Source organism: Pseudomonas sp. LS.1a (assembly GCF_022533585.1).
GTDB lineage: Bacteria > Pseudomonadota > Gammaproteobacteria > Pseudomonadales > Pseudomonadaceae > Aquipseudomonas.
Genome location: NZ_CP092827.1, coordinates 3265051 through 3284976, shown reverse-complemented (window position 1 = coordinate 3284976; position 19926 = coordinate 3265051). Strand labels below are relative to the sequence as shown.

Below are 19926 nucleotides of genomic sequence, written 5' to 3'. Positions count from 1 at the left end.
TTGGCAAGCCCATTTTGCGAGGCATTCCTGATGACGCTGGACTTGAATTTCGTCTATTACCGCAACTTCCGATTTGATGGAAAGCTACACGTTCGTTGCAGTGGCGCAGACCTGCACAAGGTCGGTCGCATTCGCTACGAACTGGAACGGGCCGGCCCTGATGGCCCGGTGTCCTTCAGAGGGGTTTCGGCCTATTCCCAGGCCCACACCGGCAATCTCAGTGACCACGGCTGCCCAGCCACATTACTCGCCGAGGAGGAGGCGGGGGTCTACACCATTCGGCCAAGGGTGGTGTTGCGGGATGAACATGCGCGGGCGATGAACCGGCCTGTCGGAGGGACCGGTGTCATCGACATGCCGCCGCTGGTACTCGACATCAAGGCTGAGGAACTCAACCGCAGTGTGCTGGACAAGGTTCCGTTGCCCTCTGATAGTGGGCGTCGCAAGCGGGCGTTGGCGTCCGCGGACGTGGCCGACCCTGCGCTGCCCCTATTGGCACCAGGCACCTCGTACCCGACCCTGGTCATCGAGTTCAGTGTCGGGGGGTATGAGCACTTCCTTCGAGACCTGGAGCCCGCTTCGGGCTCTGCCCTGTCGCGTTACTGGCCGAACCTGAAGTCGGTGATCGCGCCCAGGCCTGTCCTGGACAAACATGAACTGGACGATGACAGGCTTCAGGTACTCCGTCAGTACTATTACCTCGACCAGCCTGACAGCATGCTCAATGACACCTATCTGGCATTGCTCAAGTCGTTGGCCGCGCTGGATTACGTAGTATCCATGCAGGTGTTGCCGGTAACGTCGGAACCAAACCTTGTCGCATTCGTGCTGGCGGGGCTGTTGGCAACCTTGCTGACAGGTACTGCAGTGGTGGCAGGCAGCAGGGCTGATGAAAATGCCCAACCCACGCCCGACTTCGAACCACGCCAGAACTACCTCGACGAGCCCGGCCCCCGCTGGAAGGGCCTTAATGCACGCAAGGCCTGGGCCGGCAAGGTGACGGGCAAGGGCGCGCGGATTCACTTCAGCGACGGTGGTTTGCATGTTGGGCATGAAGACCTGCGTGGCAACCCGGCTTTGAGCGTCGTGTCGCTTGAGCCAAACCATGATCCGCGCCATGGCACTGCTTCAGTGGGTATCATTCTGGCGAAGCGTAACGGGTTCGGCGCCACGGGGATCAGCCATGACAGCGAGCTGTACCTGTACAACAACCGCGCGAGAGATGCCCAGGGCAATTTCCAGGCGCTCAAGGATCTGCTGCGCAATGTAGAACCCGGGGACATCGTCGGCATCAATCGCCAAGCTGCAAATGTCGACGTGCTGAGCACGCGGCTGCCGTCCTTGCACGACAAGGCCTGGTGGACCGTCATGCAGCAGTTGAGCCAGCGCGGTGCGGTGGTGGTCAATGCCGCGGCCAATGGCAGCAGCAAGACCCTTGCAGAACGAAATACCTTTGAAGGGCACGGCGTGGATCTGGCCAATTGGCGCTACTTCAATGACCACGGCGATTCGGGCACCATTCTGGTGGGCGCCAGCCGCTCGTATGATGGCAAGCCCCATACCTACTCCAACCACCATTACCCTTACCGCATGCTCAATGCCTGGGGCGATAGCGTAGTCACGCTTTCCTATGGGGACTTGCAGGACTTGTCTGGTGAGGGCAGGGACTACACAGACAGCTATGCTGGCACTTCCAGTGCTACGCCGATGGTGTGCGGCGCGCTGAGCCTGATTCAGTCCTACGCCCTGGAGCAGCATCACGTCTATCTCAATGGCAACCAGATGCACCAGTTGGTCATGGAGTCTGGTTACGACGATGCCACCTTACCGGATACCGATGTGATGCCGATGGGCGCCCGACCCAATGTGCATGGTGCGTTGGTACTGCTGGACCGCATCCTCGGCGGCGGCCGGTTCGCGGCCTGAGCCAGGGCCGGCAGGTGCCGGCCCTGAGCCATTCACACGCGGAACTGGTCCATCAGCGCCTGCTGCTGGTTGGCCAGACTGTTCAGCGACTGGCTGACCCGCGCCGACTCGTTGGCCTGCCCCGACAGCGACTCGGTGACATCACGGATGGTCGCCACGTTGCTGTTGATTTCCTCGGCCACCGCGCTTTGCTCCTCGGCGGCCGAAGCGATTTGCAGGTTCATGTCGGTGATTACCGTCACTGCCTGGCCGATGCGCTGCAGCGCGGTGACGGCCTGGCCAACCTGCTGCACGCCGCCCTGGGCCTGGCGGTGGCTGTTGTCCATGGCACCGACCACCTCGCGGGTACCGTTCTGCAATGCCTCGATCACCTGGCGGGTTTCTTCCACCGACTCCTGGGTACGCTGGGCCAGGTTGCGTACCTCATCTGCCACCACGGCAAAACCACGGCCGGCTTCACCGGCGCGGGCCGCCTCGATGGCAGCGTTGAGTGCCAGCAGGTTGGTCTGTTCCGCAATCGAGCGGATCACCTCCAGCACCGAACCGATCTTCTCGCTGTTCTGCGCCAGGCCCTGGACTTCGGCCATGGCATTACTCATGTCGGCGGCCAGGGCATCGATGCTGTGGGTCGTGCGATCGATCACCGCCAGGCCTTCGCGGGTGGCCTGGTCGGCGTCGCGGGCGGCCTGCGCTGCCTGCGCTGCGCTGCGGGCGACATCCTGGGCGGTGGCGCTCATCTCGTGCGAGGCGGTGGCCACCTGGTCGACCTGACGGTACTGCTGCTCCATGCCGGCGCTGGTCTGCGTGGCAATTGCCGAAGACTGGTCGGCGGTGCCTCGCGCGGCCTGCACCGAGCGTTTGACCTCGGCGATGGTCGGCTGCAGCTTGTCGAGGAAACGGTTGAACCAGCCGGCCAGTTCGCCCAGTTCATCCTGCTTCTGGTAGGTCAGGCGGCGGGTCAGGTCACCTTCGCCGCTGGCGATGTCCTTGAGCATGCTTGCCACGCCGAGGATCGGCCGGGTAACGCCACGGGCCATCAGCCACACCATCAGCAGGCCGGCAATCGCCGCCGCCAGGCCCAGGCCAAGTTCCAGCAGGGTACCGCTGGTGTTCAGCGCGTCCAGTTCCTGTTTCAGCGCATCGGCCGGCCCGGTCAAGGCGTTTTCCGGCACGTCCAGCAGCACGCCCCAGGGCTGGGCGTCCGGGATCGGCCGGAACGCCGCCAGCACCTTCAGGCGCTGCTGGTCGTGCACGATGGTCAGCTTGCCATCGGCCAGCTTGCGCACCAGCTCGGCACCTTTGGCTGTGTCGACCTGGTCGAAGCGCTGGGCCAGCTTGCTGGCATCGGCGCTGTAGCCGGCCAGCAGGCCGACCGGGCTGAGGATGCCGACCGTGGTGCGGCCTTCGTACAGGCTGCGGCTGGCCTCTTGGCTCAGGGCCTGCAGGCTGTTGAGGTTGATGTCGATGGACAGGGTGGCGATCACTTTGCCGTCGACCGTCAGCGGGAAGACGATGCTGGTCATCAGCACCTGCTGGCCATCGATTTCATAGAAATACGGCTCCACCACGCACACCTTGCCGGACGTGCGCGGGCACACCCACCAGGTGTTGGCCGGCTGGCCGCTGGGGCCTATCTCGGTGTTGGCCATGTCATGCTCGGGCAAGGCCATGGCCGTCAGCTGGCCGACACGCGGTTGCGACCAGTACAGGGCGAAGCGCCCGGTTTCATTGCTGCCCAGCTCCGCCTTGCCGGCGAACAGGCTGTCCTTGTTGTCCAGGGCGTTGGGCTCGAACACCAGCGACAGGCCGAGCAGGTCGGGGTTGGCCTGCAAGGCTGCGCGCACCTGGCGGGTCATGTCCTCGCGCAGGTCGAAGGCATCGAGAAAACGCTTTTCCGCCTGCTCGCGCAGGAACAGCACCTGACGGGCGAAACCGGCGCCGTACTGGTAGGCGTCCATGAACTGGCGGCGGATGTTCAGCGCCTGCACCTCGCCCTGCGACTCGATGCGCGACTGCGCCGACTCGGTCAGCATCTGCATGCTGCTGGCCTTGACCAGGTCCGAGCTGTGGTCCATGCGGTACAGCGACAGGCCGACGAGCAGGGTGACGATGCCGGCCAGGCAGAGGCCGGCGAGCAGGGTGATCTTCCACTGGATGGAGAATTGTCGCAAAGGCATGGGGGCGTATCCCTTTTTTGGACAGTAAGGGTTATGGCTTTGGATCTGGGTTGGGCTGGGGCTTGGCTGGGGATGTGTGTCGCCTGGAAGATCGAGCGCCGCAACATGGCGCTTTTGACATCTGCCGCCCACTGCTTCAGAGTGCGCGCTTTTTTTCTGTCGCAATGAGGTAAGCCAACCATGAATGCAGTGATCGCCGCGGTCGGCATCATGCTGATACTCAGCCTGTCCCGCGTGCACGTGGTCATCGCCCTGATCATCGGGGCCCTGGCCGGGGGGCTGGTGGGCGGCCTGGGCATCGAGGGTACGCTCAAGGCCTTCAATGGCGGCCTCGGCGGCGGGGCCACGGTGGCCCTGTCCTATGCACTGCTGGGCGCCTTTGCCGTGGCCATCGCCAAGTCCGGTCTGGCCCATGCCCTGGCCGACCGCGCCCTGGCCATGATCGACCGTCAGGGCCATGCCAATGGCGGCAAGGTCAAATGGTTGCTGGTCGGCCTGATGCTGGTGGTGGCGGTATCGTCGCAGAACATCCTGCCTATCCACATCGCTTTCATCCCGTTGCTGGTGCCGCCATTGCTGTACGTGCTGACCCGCCTGCGCATCGACCGCCGGCTGATCGCCTGCGTGATCACCTTCGGCCTGATCACCCCTTACATGTTCTTGCCGGTGGGCTTTGGCAACATCTTCCTCAACGAAATCCTGCTGGCCAACGTTGCCCGCGCGGGTGTCGACGTGAGTGGTGTGAATGTCACCCACGCCATGGCCATCCCGGCCGCTGGCATGTTGGCCGGCCTGTTGCTGGCGGTATTCATCAGCTACCGCAAGAAGCGTGACTACGACCTGGCGCGCATCGAACAGGTGGAGCAGGTGAGCGTGCAGTACAACCCGCTGACCCTGCTGGTGGCCGGGCTGGCGATTGCCTCGGCGTTCATCGTCCAGTTGTGGCTGGACTCGATGATTATCGGCGCCATGGTCGGTTTCCTGATCTTCTCGCTATCGGGCATCGTGCGCTGGAAAGACACTGACGACCTGTTCACCGAAGGCATGAAGATGATGGCCATGATCGGCTTCATCATGATTGCCGCCTCTGGCTTTGCCGACGTGATGAAGGCCACCGGTGAGGTGAAGAGCCTGGTGGAAGCCTCGGCGCAGTGGATCGATCACAGCAAGGGCATCGGTGCGTTGCTGATGCTGCTGGTGGGCCTGCTGGTGACCATGGGCATCGGCTCGTCGTTCTCCACCGTGCCGATCCTGGCCGCGATTTTCGTGCCGCTGTGCGTGCAGCTGGGCTTCGACCCGCTGGCCACCGTGTGCATCGTGGGTACCGCCGGTGCCCTGGGCGACGCGGGTTCGCCAGCCTCGGACTCGACCCTGGGCCCGACCTCGGGGCTGAATGTGGATGGCCAGCACCACCATATCTGGGACACCGTGGTGCCTACCTTCATCCACTACAACCTGCCACTGCTGGCGTTCGGCTGGTTGGCGGCGATGACGCTGTAAGGCGGGGAGGGGCGTCAGCCCTTGTCGGGCGGCGGCGAGATGCGGTTGAGTACGGTGCTGCCGTCTTTGCTGCGGGTCAGGTAGACCGGCAGCACCTTGGGCAGGTTGTTGACCAGTCGCCCCACCTCTCGGGTGTTGTAGATGCCGCTGATGCGGATGCGGCCGGTGCTGGCATCGGCCAGCAGCAATGGCGCATCGAGGTAGCGGTTGATCATTGGCAGCGCCTGTTCCAGGCTCAGGTTGTCGAGGACCAGCTTGCCGTCGCGCCAGGCCAGGCTGTTGCTGTAGTCGTCGCTCTGCTCCAGTTGCGGCTCGAAGTCGCCCTTGTGATAGCTGGCCTGCATCCCTGGGCCCAGGCGGTAGCCACCGGCGCTGCCGGCGCTGGACACCAGTACCGAACCTTCTACCAGGGTGACCTTGACCTGGTCCTGGTATTTCCACACGTTGAACTGGGTGCCGGTGACGCGGGTCTGGCCACGACCGGCATGCACGATGAACGGGTGGCTGCTGTCGTGCTTTACCTTGAAGAATGCCTCGCCACGCTTGAGCGTGACCTGGCGTTGGTCCTTGTAGTTGAGGTAGGTGAGCTCGGAGTTCAGGTTGAGCTGTACCGTGCTGCCGTCGCTCAGTTGCACGGTCTGCATGTGCGCGCCGGCTTCGAAGTGCTGGTAGTGATTGGGCAGCCAGCCTTGTTCCCAGCCCACCCAGCCGGCCAGCGGCAACACCGCCAGGGCGATGGCGGCAGCAGACGCCAGCGGCCGCCAGTTGCGCGGGCGCGCAGCCGGGTGCACGGGCGGGTTGAAGTCGATGACGGTGGCGTTGCGCGGCAGCAGGTCGGCGGTTTGCCAGATTTCCAGCATCGCCTGGTATTCCTCGATATGCCGCGGGTCGGCCGCCAGCCAGCGGGCGAACGCCTCGCGCTCGGCCGCCGTGCAATCTTCGGCGTGCAGGCGCATGCACCAGTGCGCGGCGGCGTCGGTGATGGCATCGTCTGGGCTGGGATTGAGGCGGTCGTGGTTCATTGCGGCTCCGGGTTTTGCGCATTCTACCCTTGCAGGAGGGCTCCCGAGAACCGAGGTAATGGCGAATGACTATCAGTTGTGCCGGTTTTTCGTCGGATTGGCAATGGTTTTCCAGCGTTTGAGAACCCTTCGCGCACGCAAATTCAGGCTGAAATCGTTGGGGCTGCTGCGCAGCCCAGCGCGACAAAAGGCCGCTCCCACAGGTATCGCACCAACCCAACGGGCAGCGCTGTACCTGTGGGAGCGGCCTTGTGTCGCGAAAGGGGCGCACAGCACCCCCAGCGGCTCATCAGAACTGCGCCGCCTCCAAACCATAAAGGCTGCCACTTCCTGCCCGAATACTCGCTTCCAGCCCCAACTCCCGCGGCAAGACCCGCTGGAAGAAGAACTCGGCACACGCAAGCTTGGCCCCATGAAACGCGGCATCCTCGTCGCGCTTGGCCAATGCCACCGCCGCCATCCGCGCCCACATATAGGCATACGCAGTCAGCCCGAACAGCTGCAGGTATTCCACCGCCACCGCGCTGACCAGGTTGGCATCCTCGCCGGCACGCGCCCGCAGCCAGGCGCTGGTCGCCTCCAGCCGCGCCAGGCTCGCTTGCAGGGCCTCGCGGTGCAACGGTGCATCCACGCTGAAGGCCCGTACCTCGGCGGCAAAGCTGGCCAGCGCCTGGCCACCGTCGGCCAGCACCTTGCGCCCGAGCAGGTCGAGGGCCTGGATGCCGTTGGTGCCTTCGTAGATCTGCGCGATGCGCACGTCGCGCACCCGCTGCTCCTGGCCCCATTCGCGGATGTAGCCATGGCCGCCATACACCTGCTGGCCGAGCACGCAGCTTTCCAGGCCGTTGTCGGTGAAGAACGCCTTGGCCACCGGCGTCAGCAGTGCCACCAGGCGCTGCGCATGCTCACGTTCGCCGGCGTCTTCGGCGTAGCGCGCCAGGTCCAGCTGCTGGCCAACGTAGGCGGCAAACGCCCGGCCGCCTTCGGTGAGGGTGCGCATGGTCAGCAGCATGCGCCGCACATCGCCGTGGTGGATGATCGGGTCGGCAGCCTTGTCCTGTGCCTGCGGGCCGCTGGCGGCGCGGCTTTGCAGGCGCTCGTTGGCGTAGCGGGCGGCGCTCTGGTAGGACGCCTCGGCACAGCCGATTCCCTGGATGCCGATGGACAGGCGTTCGTAGTTCATCATGGTGAACATCGCCGCCAGGCCCTTGTTCGGCTCACCCACCAGGAAGCCGACGGCGCTGTCGAAGTTCATCACGCAGGTCGCCGAGGCCTTGATGCCCATCTTGTGTTCGATCGAGCCGCAATGGGCGGCGTTGCGCGCACCCAGGCGGCCATCGGCCTCGACCAGGTACTTGGGCACCAGGAACAGCGAGATGCCCTTGGCGCCGGTGGGCGCATCCGGCAGCTTGGCCAGCACCAGGTGGATGATGTTCTCGGTCAGGTCCTGTTCGCCACCGGTGATGAAGATCTTGCTGCCGCTGATGCGATAGCTGCCGTCGGCCTGGGGTTCGGCGCGGCTGCGGATCAGCCCCAGGTCGGTGCCGGCATGGGGCTCGGTGAGGCACATGGTGCCGGCCCAGCGGCCTTCGTACAGGGGCGGCAGGTAGGTGGCCTTGAGCGTTTCGCTGGCGTGGGCATCGATCGCCAGGCAGCTGCCAGCGCTCAACGCCGAATACAGGCTGAAGCTGCAATCGGCGGCGTAAAGCATTTCTTCGAACAGCACACCGAGCATTTTCGGCATGCCCATGCCGCCATGTTCGGGGTTGCCGCCCAGGCCGACCCAACCGCCTTCGCGGTAGGTGTGCCAGGCCTCGCGGAAACCGTCAGGGGTGGTGACTTCGCCTGCGTCGAAGCGCACGCCTTGCTCGTCACCGTTGCGGCTGAGCGGGGCAATCAGCTGGCCGGTGACTTTGGCTGCCTCCTCAAGGATGGCGTCGGCGGTTTCGGCGTCGATGCGCTCGGCCAGGGCCGGCAGGCGGGCCCACAGGGCCGGGGCGTTGAACAGGTCATGCAGGACGAAGCGCATGTCGCGCAGGGGGGCGGAGTAGGTGGTCATCGGTAGCTCTTGAAAAGTGGGAAATCCGGGCTGGCCTCTTCGCGGGTGAACCCGCTCCCACAGGGATCGCACCAAACCTGAGCCTGTTGCTGTAACTGTGGGAGCGGGCGTGCCCGCGAAGAGGCCACTACGGAATCAAAGGGCTTTGGCCCGGTCGCGCAGCACGTACTTCTGGATCTTGCCGGTGGAGGTCTTGGGTAGTTCGCCGAAGACCACGGTCTTCGGCACCTTGAACCCGGCCAGGTGCTCGCGGCACCAACTGGTGATGTCGGCTTCGCGGGTGTCTTCGCGGCCCGGCTTGAGGGCAACGAAGGCGCACGGGGTTTCTCCCCATTTTTCATCCGGGCGTGCTACCACTGCGGCTTCCAGCACCGCCGGGTGCTTGTAGAGGGCGTCCTCGACCTCGATGGTGGAGATGTTCTCGCCACCGGAAATGATGATGTCCTTGAGCCGGTCCTTGATCTCGACATAGCCGTCGGCGTGCCACACGGCCAGGTCGCCGGTGTGGAACCAGCCGCCACGGAAGGCTTCGGCAGTGGCCTCGGGGTTCTTCAGGTAGCCCTTCATCACCGTGTTGCCGCGCATGAAGATCTCGCCCAGGGTATTGCCGTCACGCGGCACCGGCTCGAGGGTTTGCGGGTCGGCGACCATCAGGCCGTCGAGAGTCGGGTAGCGCACGCCCTGGCGGGACTTGATCCGTGCGCGATCCTCCAGCGACAGTTCATCCCATTCGTCATGCCAGGCACACACGGTCACCGGGCCGTAGACTTCGGTCAGGCCGTAGGTGTGGGTGACCTGGATACCCATTTCTTCCACGGCGCCGATGACCTTGGCAGGTGGCGCGGCACCGGCGACCATGGCCTGCACCGGGTGCTCGATGGCCGCCTTGGCCGCCTCGGGCATGTTGACCAGGGCGTTGAGCACGATCGGCGCCCCGCACAGGTGGCTGACCCGGTGTTCGCGGATCAGGTTCAGAATCTTCTGCGGGTCGACCCGGCGCAGGAACACATGGGTGCCCGCCAACGCGGTGATGGTCCACGGGTAGCACCAGCCGTTGCAGTGGAACATCGGCAGGGTCCACAGGTACACCGGGCGATGGCCCACGGCCCAGACCATCTGGTTGCCCAGGGCATTCAGGTAAGCACCACGGTGGTGGTAGACCACGCCCTTGGGGTTGCCGGTGGTGCCAGAGGTGTAGTTGAGCGAGATCGCCTGCCACTCGTCATCGGGCCATTCCCAGGCAAAGTCCGGGTCACCCTCGGCGAGGAACGCTTCATAGTCCAGTTCGCTGACCGCACGGCCTTCGCCGTACTCCGGGTCATCCACATCCACCACCAGCGGCGGGTGTTCGAGCAAGGCCAGGGCCGCCTCGATGACAGTGTGGAACTCGCGGTCGGTTATCAGCACCTTGGCTTCGCCATGCTGCAGCATGAAGGCGATGGCCTCGGCATCCAGGCGTACGTTCAGGGTATTGAGCACGGCGCCGGTCATGGGCACGCCAAAGTGGGCTTCGAGCATGGCCGGAATGTTGGGCAACATCACCGCCACGGTGTCGCCACGGCCGATTCCCCGGCCCACCAGGGCGCTGGCCAGGCGCCGGCAGCGTTGGTAGGTTTGCTGCCAGTTGCGGCGGATGGCACCGTGGATCACCGCCGGATAGTTACCATACACGGCAGCGGTGCGTTCGATGAAACTCAGCGGGGTGAGGGCGACATGGTTGACGGCAGCGGGCATCAGGCCCTGGGCATAGATCGACATGCGGTAATCCTGTAAGGGAGGCAGGCACGACCTGTGCGCTTGGCCCCCGGTGGCTGATTGTTAGCTCTGTTCAGGGTGCAGGGAGGCGGACGGTGGGCCGCTCCCCTTGTCGCAGTTTTACGCGAGTCGCTATGGTATTAGGAATATCGACTATAGCAATATAGTAAAACTACTATAACAACGAGCCGCCTATTGTGGACAACACTGCCTATCCCTTGCTCGCCAAGGACCCACAACCCAGCCTGATGCTGGCCGGCGATGCCAGGCCGCTGGCACTCAACCCGGCGTTGCAGGCCTGGGTCGATGAAGGCCCGGCACTGGCCAGTTGGCTGCCGGGCAACTGTGCCGCCCTGGTGCGCGCCTGCCTGCGCCAGCACCGGGCGATTGCCGATGTCGAAGTGCAGGTCGGCGAACGCATCGTGCTGTGGAGCTTCATCCCTGACGACCAGCGCCAGCAGGTACTGGCGCGTTGCCGCGAAGCCAGTGACGAGCGCCGCGACGCACGTGAGGCCAGCCGCGCCCGGCGCCTGTACCGGCTGATCATCGAGAACACCACGGACCTGATCTCCCGACACAGCCCCGATGGCCGTTTCCTCGATGCCTCGCCGGCGGCATTTCGCCTGCTTGGCCTGTGGCCCGAGCAGTTGCGTGGCATGGCCGTGCATACCCTGCTGCATCCGCGCGAACGCCGCCAGGTATTGCGCCAGGCCGCCGCCGCCCTGGATCAGGACGGCTACCACACCATGACCTGTCGGGTGCGCCAGGCCACAGGCGGTTACCGTTGGTTCGAAATCGCCAGCCGGGCCATCCGCGAAACCTACACCGGCGCAGTGGTGGAGGTGGTCAGCGTGTCCCGCGACATCACCTTGCGCATCGAAGCCCAGGAAAGCCTGGCACACAGTGCCCGGTTGGCCACCCTGGGCGAGCTGGCTTCGGGCATCGCCCACGAGATCAACCAGCCGTTGGCCGCAGTGGTCAACTACGCCAACGCCAGCCAGCGCTACCTGCAGGGCCTGGAGCGCGACCCGCAGGCCCGAGAGCGGGTAGGGCAGGGCCTGCAGCGCATCAGCGAACAGGCCACCCATGCCGCCGAAGTGATCCGCCGCCTGCGCGCCTTTCTGCGCAAAGGGCCGCGCCGCCTGCAGGCGCTGGACGTGGCCGAAGTGGCGGGCGAAGCCATGCGCTTGTGCGCCTGGGAGGCCGCGCGTGACCAGGTGGTGGTCGAGCTGCGCATGAGCGCGCAACTGCCCTCGGTGTATGCCGACCGGGTACTGCTGGAGCAGGTGCTGTTGAACCTGCTGCGCAACGCCATCGATGCCAACCGTGAGCAGCATGGCGAGCGGCCGTCACGTATCCTGCTCGGCGCCGCACGCGATGGCGACGGCGTGCTGGTCGAGGTGGCCGACCAGGGCCCGGGCGTGGCGCCCGAGTGCCTGGATGAAATCTTCACGCCGTTCACCACCAGCAAGGCCGACGGCCTGGGCCTGGGCCTGAGCATGAGCCGCAGCCTGATTGAAGGCTTTGGCGGCAGCCTGTGGGCGCGAGCCGGTGACAACGGCGGTCTGGTACTGTGTTGCCGCCTGGCGGTCAGCAGGGGATAAGGGGAGATGGCGGTGCAAGCGAAAGTGTATGTGGTCGATGACGACCAGGGTATGCGGGATTCGACGGTGTGGCTGCTGCAGTCGGTCGGCTTGCAGGCACTGCCGTTCGCCAGCGGGCAGGCGTTTCTCGACGCCTGCGTCGACGATGGGCCGGCCTGTGTGCTGCTGGATGTGCGCATGCCGGGGCTGGGCGGGCTGGCGGTGCAGCAGGCGATGCGCGAGCGTGGCCTGGGGTTGCCGGTGATCTTCGTCAGCGGCCATGCCGATGTACCGATCGTGGTGCGGGCGTTCAAGGCTGGCGCCTGCGACTTCATTGAAAAACCCTACAACGACCAGTTGCTGCTCGACAGCGTACAGGCCGCGCTGGAGCGTGCCGGGCGGGCACGCCAGGGCGACCAGGCACTGGCCGAGGTGCAGTTGCGCATCGATGGCCTGACACCGCGCGAGCGTGACGTGTTCGTGCCTTTGGTCCAGGGCTTGAGCAACCGCGAGATTGCCGAACGGCTGGGCGTCAGCGTGAAGACGGTGGACCTGTACCGGGGGCGGGTGATGAAGCGGCTGCAGGCGGATAGCCTGGCCGAGCTGGTAGGCATGGCCATTGCCTGCGGGGCGGTGGAAGCATTGGGCCTGCAAGCGCGGCAGTGACAGCAGTCGCAGTTCCCTGTGGGAGATGACCCAGCCCTCTGGTTTGCGCTGGCGCGTAGATGACTGAAATCGCAAGCAGTCTGCGTTCCCTGCGGGAGCGGCTTTAGCCGCGAAGAATCCAACGCGGTGCATGGCACCGGCTGCGCCGGTGTTCGCGGCTAAAGCCGCTCCCACAAAAGCCTCCCTCGGCAAGCGAGAAAAGGAGAGAATCATGAAATTTTACATAGCAGCCTAATCAAGGCTTTGACATTCACTGCCTAAGCAGTAATATTTTTACACAAATACTCGAGCAGTCTCCCATGGCCCATTTCTCCCCCGAAAACTTCCAGACCTGCGCCATCGGCATGCTGCTCGGCCGCGCGGCGATCCTCAAGGACCGCATTCTCGACTGGCACCTCGAATCCGAAGGTGTCACCGCCGCGCAGTTCAAGGTGCTGATCATCGTCACCCAGTACCAGGTGGATACCCCGGCCGAGCTGTGTCGCTACCTGGGCCTGGACAGTGGGTCGATGACCCGCATGCTCGACCGCCTCGAGCAGAAGGAGCTGATCGTGCGCAACCGCTGCGCCGACGACCGCCGCCTGGTGCGCCTGGCCCTTACCGCCGATGGCCAGCGCCTGGCTGACCGCCTGCCGGAAATCGGCGCGGCGGCCATGAACGAGTTGTGCGGTGCGCTGGCACCCGAAGAGCTCAAGACCCTGGAAGGCCTGCTGGCCAAGGTCCTGCTTGCTGCCGGCGACCCGTTGACGATCCGCCGCTTCGGCGATCGTTGATCCCTGTCACGAATTATCCAAGGTATTGTCATGGCCACTCCCGCAGACACCCCGACTTCCTCCGCCGCGCCCGAGCCGTCGCGCAAGCGCAAGGCCTGGCTGCTTGGCCTGCTGTTGCTGCTGATTCTTGCCGGTGTCGGAGCCTGGGCCTGGTACAGCCTGGTCGGGCGCTGGCACGAAAGCACCGACGATGCCTACGTCAACGGCAACGTGGTAGAGATCACCCCGCTGGTTACCGGCACCGTCACCAGCATCGGCGCCGATGACGGCGACCTGGTCCATGCCGGCCAGGTATTGCTGCAATTCGACCCGGCCGACAGCGAGGTGGCCTTGCAGTCCGCCGAAGCCAGGCTGGCGCGTAGCGTGCGTCAGGTGCGCGGGTTGTACAGCAACGTCGACTCGCTCAAGGCCCAGCTGGAAACCCGCCAGGCCGAACTGCGCAAGGCCCGGCAAGACTTCAACCGACGCAAGGTGCTGGCCGACAGCGGTGCGATTGCTGCGGAAGAATTGTCCCATGCCCGCGATGACCTGAGCGTGGCCGAGGCTGCCGTCAACAGTGCTCGCCAGCAACTCAGCACCAGCAGCGCGCTGGTCGACGACACCGTGGTGTCCTCGCACCCTGAGGTGATGGCTGCCGCCGCCGACCTGCGCCAGGCCTACCTCGACCACGCTCGCACCACCCTGGTGGCGCCGGTCACCGGCTACGTCGCCAAGCGTACCGTGCAACTGGGCCAACGCCTGCAGCCGGGCACCGCGACCATGGCAGTGATCCCGCTGGACCAGGTGTGGATCGACGCCAACTTCAAGGAAACCCAGCTGCGCGACATGCGTATCGGCCAGCCGGTGCAAATCAGCGCCGACCTGTACGGTAGCGAGGTCAGGTACAGCGGTACGGTCGACAGCCTCGGCGCTGGCACCGGCAGCGCTTTCGCCCTGTTGCCGGCGCAGAATGCCACCGGTAACTGGATCAAGATCGTCCAGCGTGTGCCGGTGCGCATCCACCTCAGCCCCGAACAGCTCAAGGACCACCCGCTGCGTATCGGCCTGTCCACCGTGGTCGAGGTCGACCTGCACGACCAGAGCGGGCCGGCCTTGGCCCAGCAACCACCGCAGCAGGCCAGCTACACCACCCAGGTGTATGACCGCCAGCTGGTCGAAGCCGACAACCTGATCGCCCGGCTGATCCACGAAAACAGCGCACCCGGCAAGACGGTCCAGCGATGAGCAACAGTGCTGCTGCCCAGTTCACGCCGCCGAGCCTGCTGCTGACCACCATCGGCCTGTCGCTGGCGACGTTCATGCAGGTGCTCGACACCACCATCGCCAACGTGGCCTTGCCGACTATTTCCGGCAACCTGGGGGTGAGCTACGAGCAGGGCACCTGGGTCATCACCTCGTTCGCGGTGAGCAACGCCATCGCCTTGCCGCTGACCGGCTGGCTCAGCCGGCGGTTTGGCGAGGTGAAACTGTTCATCTGGGCCACGCTGCTGTTCGTACTGGCCTCGTTCCTGTGCGGTATTGCCCAGTCAATGCCGGAGCTGGTCGGTTTTCGCGTGTTGCAGGGCGTGGTAGCCGGGCCGTTGTACCCGATGACCCAGACTTTGCTGATCGCTGTCTACCCGCCGGCCAAGCGCGGCATGGCCCTGGCGTTGCTGGCAATGGTCACGGTGGTGGCGCCGATTGCCGGGCCGATCCTCGGGGGCTGGATCACCGACAGCTACAGCTGGCCGTGGATTTTCTTCATCAACGTGCCCATCGGTCTGTTCGCCGCTGCCGTGGTGCGCCAGCAGATGCGCACCCGGCCGGTGGTCACCAGCCGCCAGCCGATGGACTACATCGGCCTGCTGACGCTGGTCATCGGTGTCGGCGCCTTGCAGGTGGTGCTGGACAAGGGCAATGATCTGGACTGGTTCGAGTCGTCGTTCATCATCGTCGGTAGCCTGATCTCGGTGGTGTTCCTGGCGGTGTTCGTGATCTGGGAACTGACTGACCGTCACCCGGTAGTCAACCTGCGCCTGTTCGCGCACCGTAACTTCCGCGTCGGCACCATTGTGCTGGTCGGGGGCTATGCGGGGTTTTTCGGCATCAACCTGATCCTGCCGCAGTGGTTGCAGACACAGATGGGCTATACCGCGACGTGGGCAGGCCTGGCGGTGGCACCAATCGGCCTGTTGCCGGTGCTCATGTCGCCGTTCGTGGGCAGGTACGCGCACCGCTTTGACTTGCGTGTGCTGGCCGGGCTGGCGTTCCTGGCGATCGGCAGCAGTTGCTACATGCGTGCCGGGTTCACCAGCGAGGTGGACTTCCAGCATGTGGCGTTGGTGCAGCTGTTCATGGGTATTGGTGTGGCGCTGTTCTTCATGCCGACCCTGAGCATCCTGCTGTCCGACCTGCCTCCACACCAGATTGCCGATGGCTCCGGGCTGGCGACCTTCCTGCGTACCTTGGGCGGCAGTTTTGCGGCGTCGCTGACGACCTGGATCTGGATTCGCCGGGCGGACCAGCACCATGCCTACCTGAGCGAGCACATCAGCCAGTTCGACCCGGCCACGCGGCATGCCCTGGAGCAACTGGGCGGGGCCAACCCGCAGGGCTATGCGCAGCTGGAGCAGATACTCAACGGGCAGGCGTACATGATGTCGACGGTGGATTACTTCACCCTGATGACCTGGGTGTTTGCCGGGTTGATCCTGCTGGTGTGGTTCGCCAAACCGCCCTTTACCGCCAAGGCGGGGCCCGCGTCGGCAGGGCACTGAGCCGGGCCAGAAGCAGGCCCGGCAAATCCCGCGTCAGGTACTCGCTGCGTACCAGGGACGCTGTATGCGCAGCACCAACCGGTCGATTTGCGGCACCAGCAGGTTGGCGGCCAGCACGGCGAAGCAGAGGCCGTCGGCATAAAGCCCGAATTCGCGAATCAGTTCGGTGAGCGTGCCAACGGTCACGCCGAAGAGCATGCGACCGGCACGCGTATTGGGGCTGGTGACCGGATCGGTGGCGATGAAAAAGGCGGTGAAGAGGTAGCCACCGAGACTGAGGTTGTACACGGCTTCCTGCAGGCTATGGCCGGCGGCCATACACAGCAATACGGTGCTCGCGAGCATCGCCAGCGGAATCTCGATTCGGATCACCCGTAGCGAAGCCAGTATCAGGCCGCCGGCGATGTAGCCGTACCCCGACAGGTTGTGGGTGATATGGGTGAATTCGTTCTGCGCCAACTGGGTGGCGCCGGCGAACGCATCGAGATCAAGGCGTGGCACCAACTGTAGCTGTTGTAGAAGAACCGTCTTGGCGCCCAGGGTTGCGGTCCAGGGGGTATGGTTCGAGGGTGCAGGGTACAACTGCTGGTAGAAGCAGATGGCAACGATCCCCAGACCAACCATGGCAGGGTTGAGGCGGTTGCGGCCAAGGCCTCCACTGGCATGCTTGCATAGCGCAAGAGCGGCAAAGCTGGCCAGGGCGATCATCCACAGTGGCACCAGCAGCGGTAATGCCCGAGCCAGGATCAGGCCTAGCACCAGCCAGCTGAGGTCGCTCAAACCCTCGCGGACATTACGCCCGCGCAGGCGCAGCAGGGCAGCTTCGAAGCCCAGGGCGAACAGCACGCACCAGAAGGTCTGCAACCAGACCACAACGCCAAATTGCCAGGCATACAGGACGGTGCCCGGCAGGAGGCACAAAATGACCAGCAGCATCACCGTGCGCAGCCGCTGCGGAATGGGATGGCGTATCAGGCTCATGCGCGCATCTCCGTCTTGCTCTGGCGGAAGCGTTCGCGCAGCGGGATATTGCTCGGGCAGATGCTGCTGCAGCTGCCGCATTCGATACAGGCATCCAGGCGCAGTTCCTGCAGGCTGGCCTTGTCCAGGCGTTCGGCAGCAGCATAGAGATCCAGCGGCCTGAGCGACATCGGGCAGACATCCACGCAGCGCGTACAGCGAATGCAACTGCCTGCGGGGCGGGTTGCCGGCAGGTAGCGTTCAGCGCCGAATATCAGGCAACTGCTGGTCTTGCTGACGGCGGCGGTGGCGTCCGGTAGCGGCTGCCCCATCATCGGGCCGCCGACCTGGGTCAACTGTCCTGTGGGGGCCGCGCCAGCAATCGCGCGCAGTTCGCTGACCGGGTAACCCACCGGCACCCGGACATTGCCGGGGTGCTCGCAATCCCCGGTCAGCGTGAGCACGCGGCTTATCAGTGGTTCACCCTGGAAGACGGCCTGGCCCAGTGCATAGAGCGTTGCGACATTGAGTGCGAGGACGCCGATATCGGCAGGTCGGCTCCCTGGCGCCAGGTTGCGGCCACTGAGGCTCTTGATCATCAACGGCTGCCCACCTGCCGGGTAACGCTCCGGAAGCGGACATATCTCGACCTGGGTGTGCGCCTGGCGAGCGGCGGCACGTAACGTGGCCATCGCCTCCGGTTTGTTGGTTTCGATACCGAAGCGGGTCGTGGTTATTCCCAGCAGCGTGGCGACATAGTCGGCGGCCTCGATCAACGCTTCGGCATTTTCGCGCATGAGACGATCATCGCAGGTAAGGAAGGGCTCGCATTCGGCACCGTTGATCAGCAGCAGGTCGGGCTGCCGGGCGTCGGCCAGCTTGAGGGCCGTCGGGAAACCCGCCCCACCAAGGCCGACGATGCCCATCTGCAATGCGCGTTCGACCAGTGCCTCTGGCGTTTGCGGCAGCCCCTGCACCGGGCGTTCGACCCACTCATCCAGGCCATCTGCGTTCAGAATGACAGCCATGACTGGCTCGGCCGAGTCGGCCGCGAAGGCGAGATCAATCCGTTCCACGATGCCGGAAGTGCTGGCATGCACCCAAGCGGTGGTGTCGTCACCAATACCGATCACTTCGCCCTTGCGCACATGCTGTCCCGGCTGCACGCAAGGCTGGACAAACCGGCGACCCCGCCCGAGCGGAATCGCCAGCTGGATTTTTCCGACCGCGACCGGGGCAACCGGCGTGGCGTTGGACAGTTCCTTGTATCCCTTGAGCTCAATGCCTCCGTGCCAACTACGCTGAGACGATGAGGCGATGGCCAGCAGGCGCCGCCAGAGAGGTTTCTGTTGTGGCTGACGCTGGGCGCGGATGCGGCTCTGCAGGCGTTCGACGCTCTGCAACGAATGGCTAGACATATTCTGTCCTCCAATTTTGGGGCAAAGAACGCCCGTGTGCGCTTATGCGCACAATGGTTTTTATTGCTTCCGGGACGTTTAGCGGAAAGGGAGGGGGATGGTTGATCACCCGCGCACTTCTGAGTGTAAAACGAGGAATTTGTTCGGTTTTTAACCAGACTTGCTGATGAACGGTAGGCCAATTGCCATCTTGCAATTTCTGGTGAAATAGCCTGCGCCGCGAAAGGGCGGCCAGACTCTGCGAGGTGTCGAATGATGCGCGCAAGCCTGCTGGTGATGCTGTTGATGTTGTTGTATGGCTGCGGCGAAAGGATCGAGCGCTTTTCCGGGCCGACCATGGGGAGCACGTACTCGATCCAGTACGTACCCACCGCGCAGACGCCCGGTGCGCAGCAGGTAAAGGCCGAAGTCGAGATGATGCTCGAGGCGCTCGACAGGCAGTTTTCCAACTGGCGCGGCGACTCTGTGGTTTCCCGCTTCAACGCTCTGCCGGCCGGCGCCTGTCAGGCGGTGCCGGAAGAGATGCGGCACTTGCTGGTGTACGGTGAGTCGCTGTTCCGCGAGAGTGGCGGGGCTTTCGACCTGACGGTTTTGCCATTGTTGAACCTCTGGGGCTTCGGCCCGCAGTCACGAGGGCGGCAGGTGCCGGACGCCGAGGCGCTGGCACGGGAGCAGGCCCGGGTAGGGCTCCAGCACTTGCACCTGGAGGGAGAAAAGCTGTGCAAGGATGTCGCGGCGCAGCTGGATTTCGACAGCATGCTCGCCGGCTATGCCGTGGATCGGGTCGGCGAGAGGCTTTCGGCCCTGGGTATCCAGGCCTATCTGGTCGAGATCACCGGCGAACTCAAGGGGGTCGGCCGCAAGCCGGATGGCTCGCTCTGGCGCATCGCCCTAGAGGTACCGAGTGGCGAGGGCGAGCAGCAAGTGGAGCGCGCCATTGCCCTGGATGGCTACGGCGTTGCCACCGCCGGCGACTACCGCAACTACTTCGAGGAAGGTGGCCAGCGCTATTCGCACACCTTCGATCCACGTGTCGGCAGGCCGGTCAGGCACGCACTGGCGGCAGTGTCGGTGGTCGACCCTTCGGTGCTGCGTGCCGATGCCCTGGATACATTGTTGATGGTGCTCGGCCCGGAGGAAGGCTATGCCTTCGCCGAGCGGCATGACGTCGCCGCCTATTTCATCATGCACCAGGGCCTGGGTTTCGTTGCGCGGGCGACGCCGCGATTCGAGTCGTTGTTTCCGAGGCAGAGCCAGACCAGGCAGTAATTGAAGGAATACACATCGCCCAGGGGCAAAAGCCGATGGGGCGGCTGAGCTGACCTTGGTCA

The 19926-nt window shown here is 64.5% G+C and carries 14 protein-coding genes and 1 pseudogene; 8 read left to right on the top strand and 7 right to left on the bottom strand.

The window, feature by feature from the left end:
- Positions 1-30 precede the first annotated feature (30 nt).
- Entirely contained in the window at positions 31-1926 is a 1896-nt protein-coding gene (locus MKK04_RS15075) for a S8 family peptidase (RefSeq protein ID WP_241105622.1), read from the top strand.
- 32 nt (positions 1927-1958) lie between these two features.
- Here the strand turns inward: MKK04_RS15075 and MKK04_RS26700 are convergent, their stop codons facing one another.
- Together MKK04_RS26700 and MKK04_RS26695 are read right to left on the bottom strand one after the other, a co-directional pair.
- Complete coding sequence (locus MKK04_RS26700) at positions 1959-2714, bottom strand: methyl-accepting chemotaxis protein (RefSeq protein ID WP_370464244.1); 756 nt, start codon at positions 2712-2714, stop codon at positions 1959-1961.
- A 102-nt stretch (positions 2715-2816) separates the two neighbouring features.
- A pseudogene (locus MKK04_RS26695) lies at positions 2817-3782 on the bottom strand (PDC sensor domain-containing protein); the annotation flags it as partial.
- 501 nt (positions 3783-4283) lie between these two features.
- On the opposite strand from MKK04_RS26695, the gene MKK04_RS15065 reads away from it, so the two are divergent.
- Entirely contained in the window at positions 4284-5603 is a 1320-nt protein-coding gene (locus MKK04_RS15065; RefSeq protein ID WP_063914345.1) for a Na+/H+ antiporter family protein, read from the top strand.
- A gap of 14 nt (positions 5604-5617) precedes the next feature.
- Here the strand turns inward: MKK04_RS15065 and MKK04_RS15060 are convergent, their stop codons facing one another.
- From MKK04_RS15060 to MKK04_RS15050, 3 genes are all read right to left on the bottom strand, one after another.
- On the bottom strand, positions 5618-6625 hold the full coding sequence (locus MKK04_RS15060; protein WP_233694448.1) for a FecR family protein: 1008 nt from the start codon (positions 6623-6625) through the stop codon (positions 5618-5620).
- A gap of 289 nt (positions 6626-6914) precedes the next feature.
- Positions 6915-8684 (bottom strand): acyl-CoA dehydrogenase C-terminal domain-containing protein, encoded by a 1770-nt coding sequence (locus MKK04_RS15055; RefSeq protein ID WP_233694449.1) that lies wholly within the window; start codon positions 8682-8684, stop codon positions 6915-6917.
- A 135-nt stretch (positions 8685-8819) separates the two neighbouring features.
- On the bottom strand, positions 8820-10442 hold the full coding sequence (locus tag MKK04_RS15050) for an acyl-CoA synthetase (protein WP_207833199.1): 1623 nt from the start codon (positions 10440-10442) through the stop codon (positions 8820-8822).
- A 194-nt stretch (positions 10443-10636) separates the two neighbouring features.
- Here MKK04_RS15050 and MKK04_RS15045 point away from each other — a divergent pair, with 194 nt between their 5' ends.
- From MKK04_RS15045 to MKK04_RS15025, 5 genes are all read left to right on the top strand, one after another.
- Positions 10637-12043: a sensor histidine kinase gene (locus MKK04_RS15045; RefSeq protein ID WP_207833201.1), complete on the top strand. Its 1407-nt coding sequence runs from the start codon at positions 10637-10639 to the stop codon at positions 12041-12043.
- A gap of 6 nt (positions 12044-12049) precedes the next feature.
- Positions 12050-12688, top strand: a complete 639-nt coding sequence (locus MKK04_RS15040; protein ID WP_207833202.1) for a response regulator transcription factor — start codon at positions 12050-12052, stop codon at positions 12686-12688.
- 299 nt (positions 12689-12987) lie between these two features.
- On the top strand, positions 12988-13461 hold the full coding sequence (locus tag MKK04_RS15035) for a MarR family winged helix-turn-helix transcriptional regulator (protein ID WP_207833204.1): 474 nt from the start codon (positions 12988-12990) through the stop codon (positions 13459-13461).
- Positions 13462-13491: 30 nt separating this feature from the next.
- Complete coding sequence (locus tag MKK04_RS15030) at positions 13492-14685, top strand: HlyD family secretion protein (RefSeq protein WP_207833206.1); 1194 nt, start codon at positions 13492-13494, stop codon at positions 14683-14685.
- Entirely contained in the window at positions 14682-16217 is a 1536-nt protein-coding gene (locus MKK04_RS15025; RefSeq protein ID WP_241105621.1) for a DHA2 family efflux MFS transporter permease subunit, read from the top strand. Before MKK04_RS15030 ends, MKK04_RS15025 begins: the two co-directional genes overlap by 4 nt.
- Positions 16218-16250: 33 nt before the next feature.
- On the opposite strand, the gene MKK04_RS15020 is transcribed toward MKK04_RS15025, so the two are convergent.
- Positions 16251-17198, bottom strand: a complete 948-nt coding sequence (locus tag MKK04_RS15020; RefSeq protein WP_207833210.1) for an RnfABCDGE type electron transport complex subunit D — start codon at positions 17196-17198, stop codon at positions 16251-16253.
- Positions 17195-18595 (bottom strand): electron transport complex subunit RsxC, encoded by a 1401-nt coding sequence (gene rsxC / locus MKK04_RS15015; RefSeq protein WP_241105620.1) that lies wholly within the window; start codon positions 18593-18595, stop codon positions 17195-17197. Before rsxC ends, MKK04_RS15020 begins: the two co-directional genes overlap by 4 nt.
- Positions 18596-18847: 252 nt before the next feature.
- Between rsxC and MKK04_RS15010 the strand changes: the two genes are divergently transcribed.
- The gene (locus tag MKK04_RS15010) at positions 18848-19864 is read left to right on the top strand and encodes an FAD:protein FMN transferase (RefSeq protein ID WP_207833214.1); all 1017 of its coding nucleotides are present in this window, start codon (positions 18848-18850) and stop codon (positions 19862-19864) included.
- Positions 19865-19926 lie beyond the last annotated feature (62 nt).

Bases quoted from the DNA above. Each gene is read 5' to 3' on its own strand.
- MKK04_RS15075 (WP_241105622.1), top strand. From the start codon at position 31: ATGACGCTGGACTTGAATTTCGTCTATTACCGCAACTTCCGATTTGAT.
- MKK04_RS26700 (WP_370464244.1), bottom strand. From the start codon at position 2,714: ATGGAGCAGCAGTACCGTCAGGTCGACCAGGTGGCCACCGCCTCGCAC.
- MKK04_RS15065 (WP_063914345.1), top strand. From the start codon at position 4,284: ATGAATGCAGTGATCGCCGCGGTCGGCATCATGCTGATACTCAGCCTG.
- MKK04_RS15060 (WP_233694448.1), bottom strand. From the start codon at position 6,625: ATGAACCACGACCGCCTCAATCCCAGCCCAGACGATGCCATCACCGAC.
- MKK04_RS15055 (WP_233694449.1), bottom strand. From the start codon at position 8,684: ATGACCACCTACTCCGCCCCCCTGCGCGACATGCGCTTCGTCCTGCAT.
- MKK04_RS15050 (WP_207833199.1), bottom strand. From the start codon at position 10,442: ATGTCGATCTATGCCCAGGGCCTGATGCCCGCTGCCGTCAACCATGTC.
- MKK04_RS15040 (WP_207833202.1), top strand. From the start codon at position 12,050: ATGGCGGTGCAAGCGAAAGTGTATGTGGTCGATGACGACCAGGGTATG.
- MKK04_RS15035 (WP_207833204.1), top strand. From the start codon at position 12,988: ATGGCCCATTTCTCCCCCGAAAACTTCCAGACCTGCGCCATCGGCATG.
- MKK04_RS15030 (WP_207833206.1), top strand. From the start codon at position 13,492: ATGGCCACTCCCGCAGACACCCCGACTTCCTCCGCCGCGCCCGAGCCG.
- MKK04_RS15025 (WP_241105621.1), top strand. From the start codon at position 14,682: ATGAGCAACAGTGCTGCTGCCCAGTTCACGCCGCCGAGCCTGCTGCTG.
- MKK04_RS15020 (WP_207833210.1), bottom strand. From the start codon at position 17,198: ATGAGCCTGATACGCCATCCCATTCCGCAGCGGCTGCGCACGGTGATG.
- rsxC (WP_241105620.1), bottom strand. From the start codon at position 18,595: ATGTCTAGCCATTCGTTGCAGAGCGTCGAACGCCTGCAGAGCCGCATC.
- MKK04_RS15010 (WP_207833214.1), top strand. From the start codon at position 18,848: ATGATGCGCGCAAGCCTGCTGGTGATGCTGTTGATGTTGTTGTATGGC.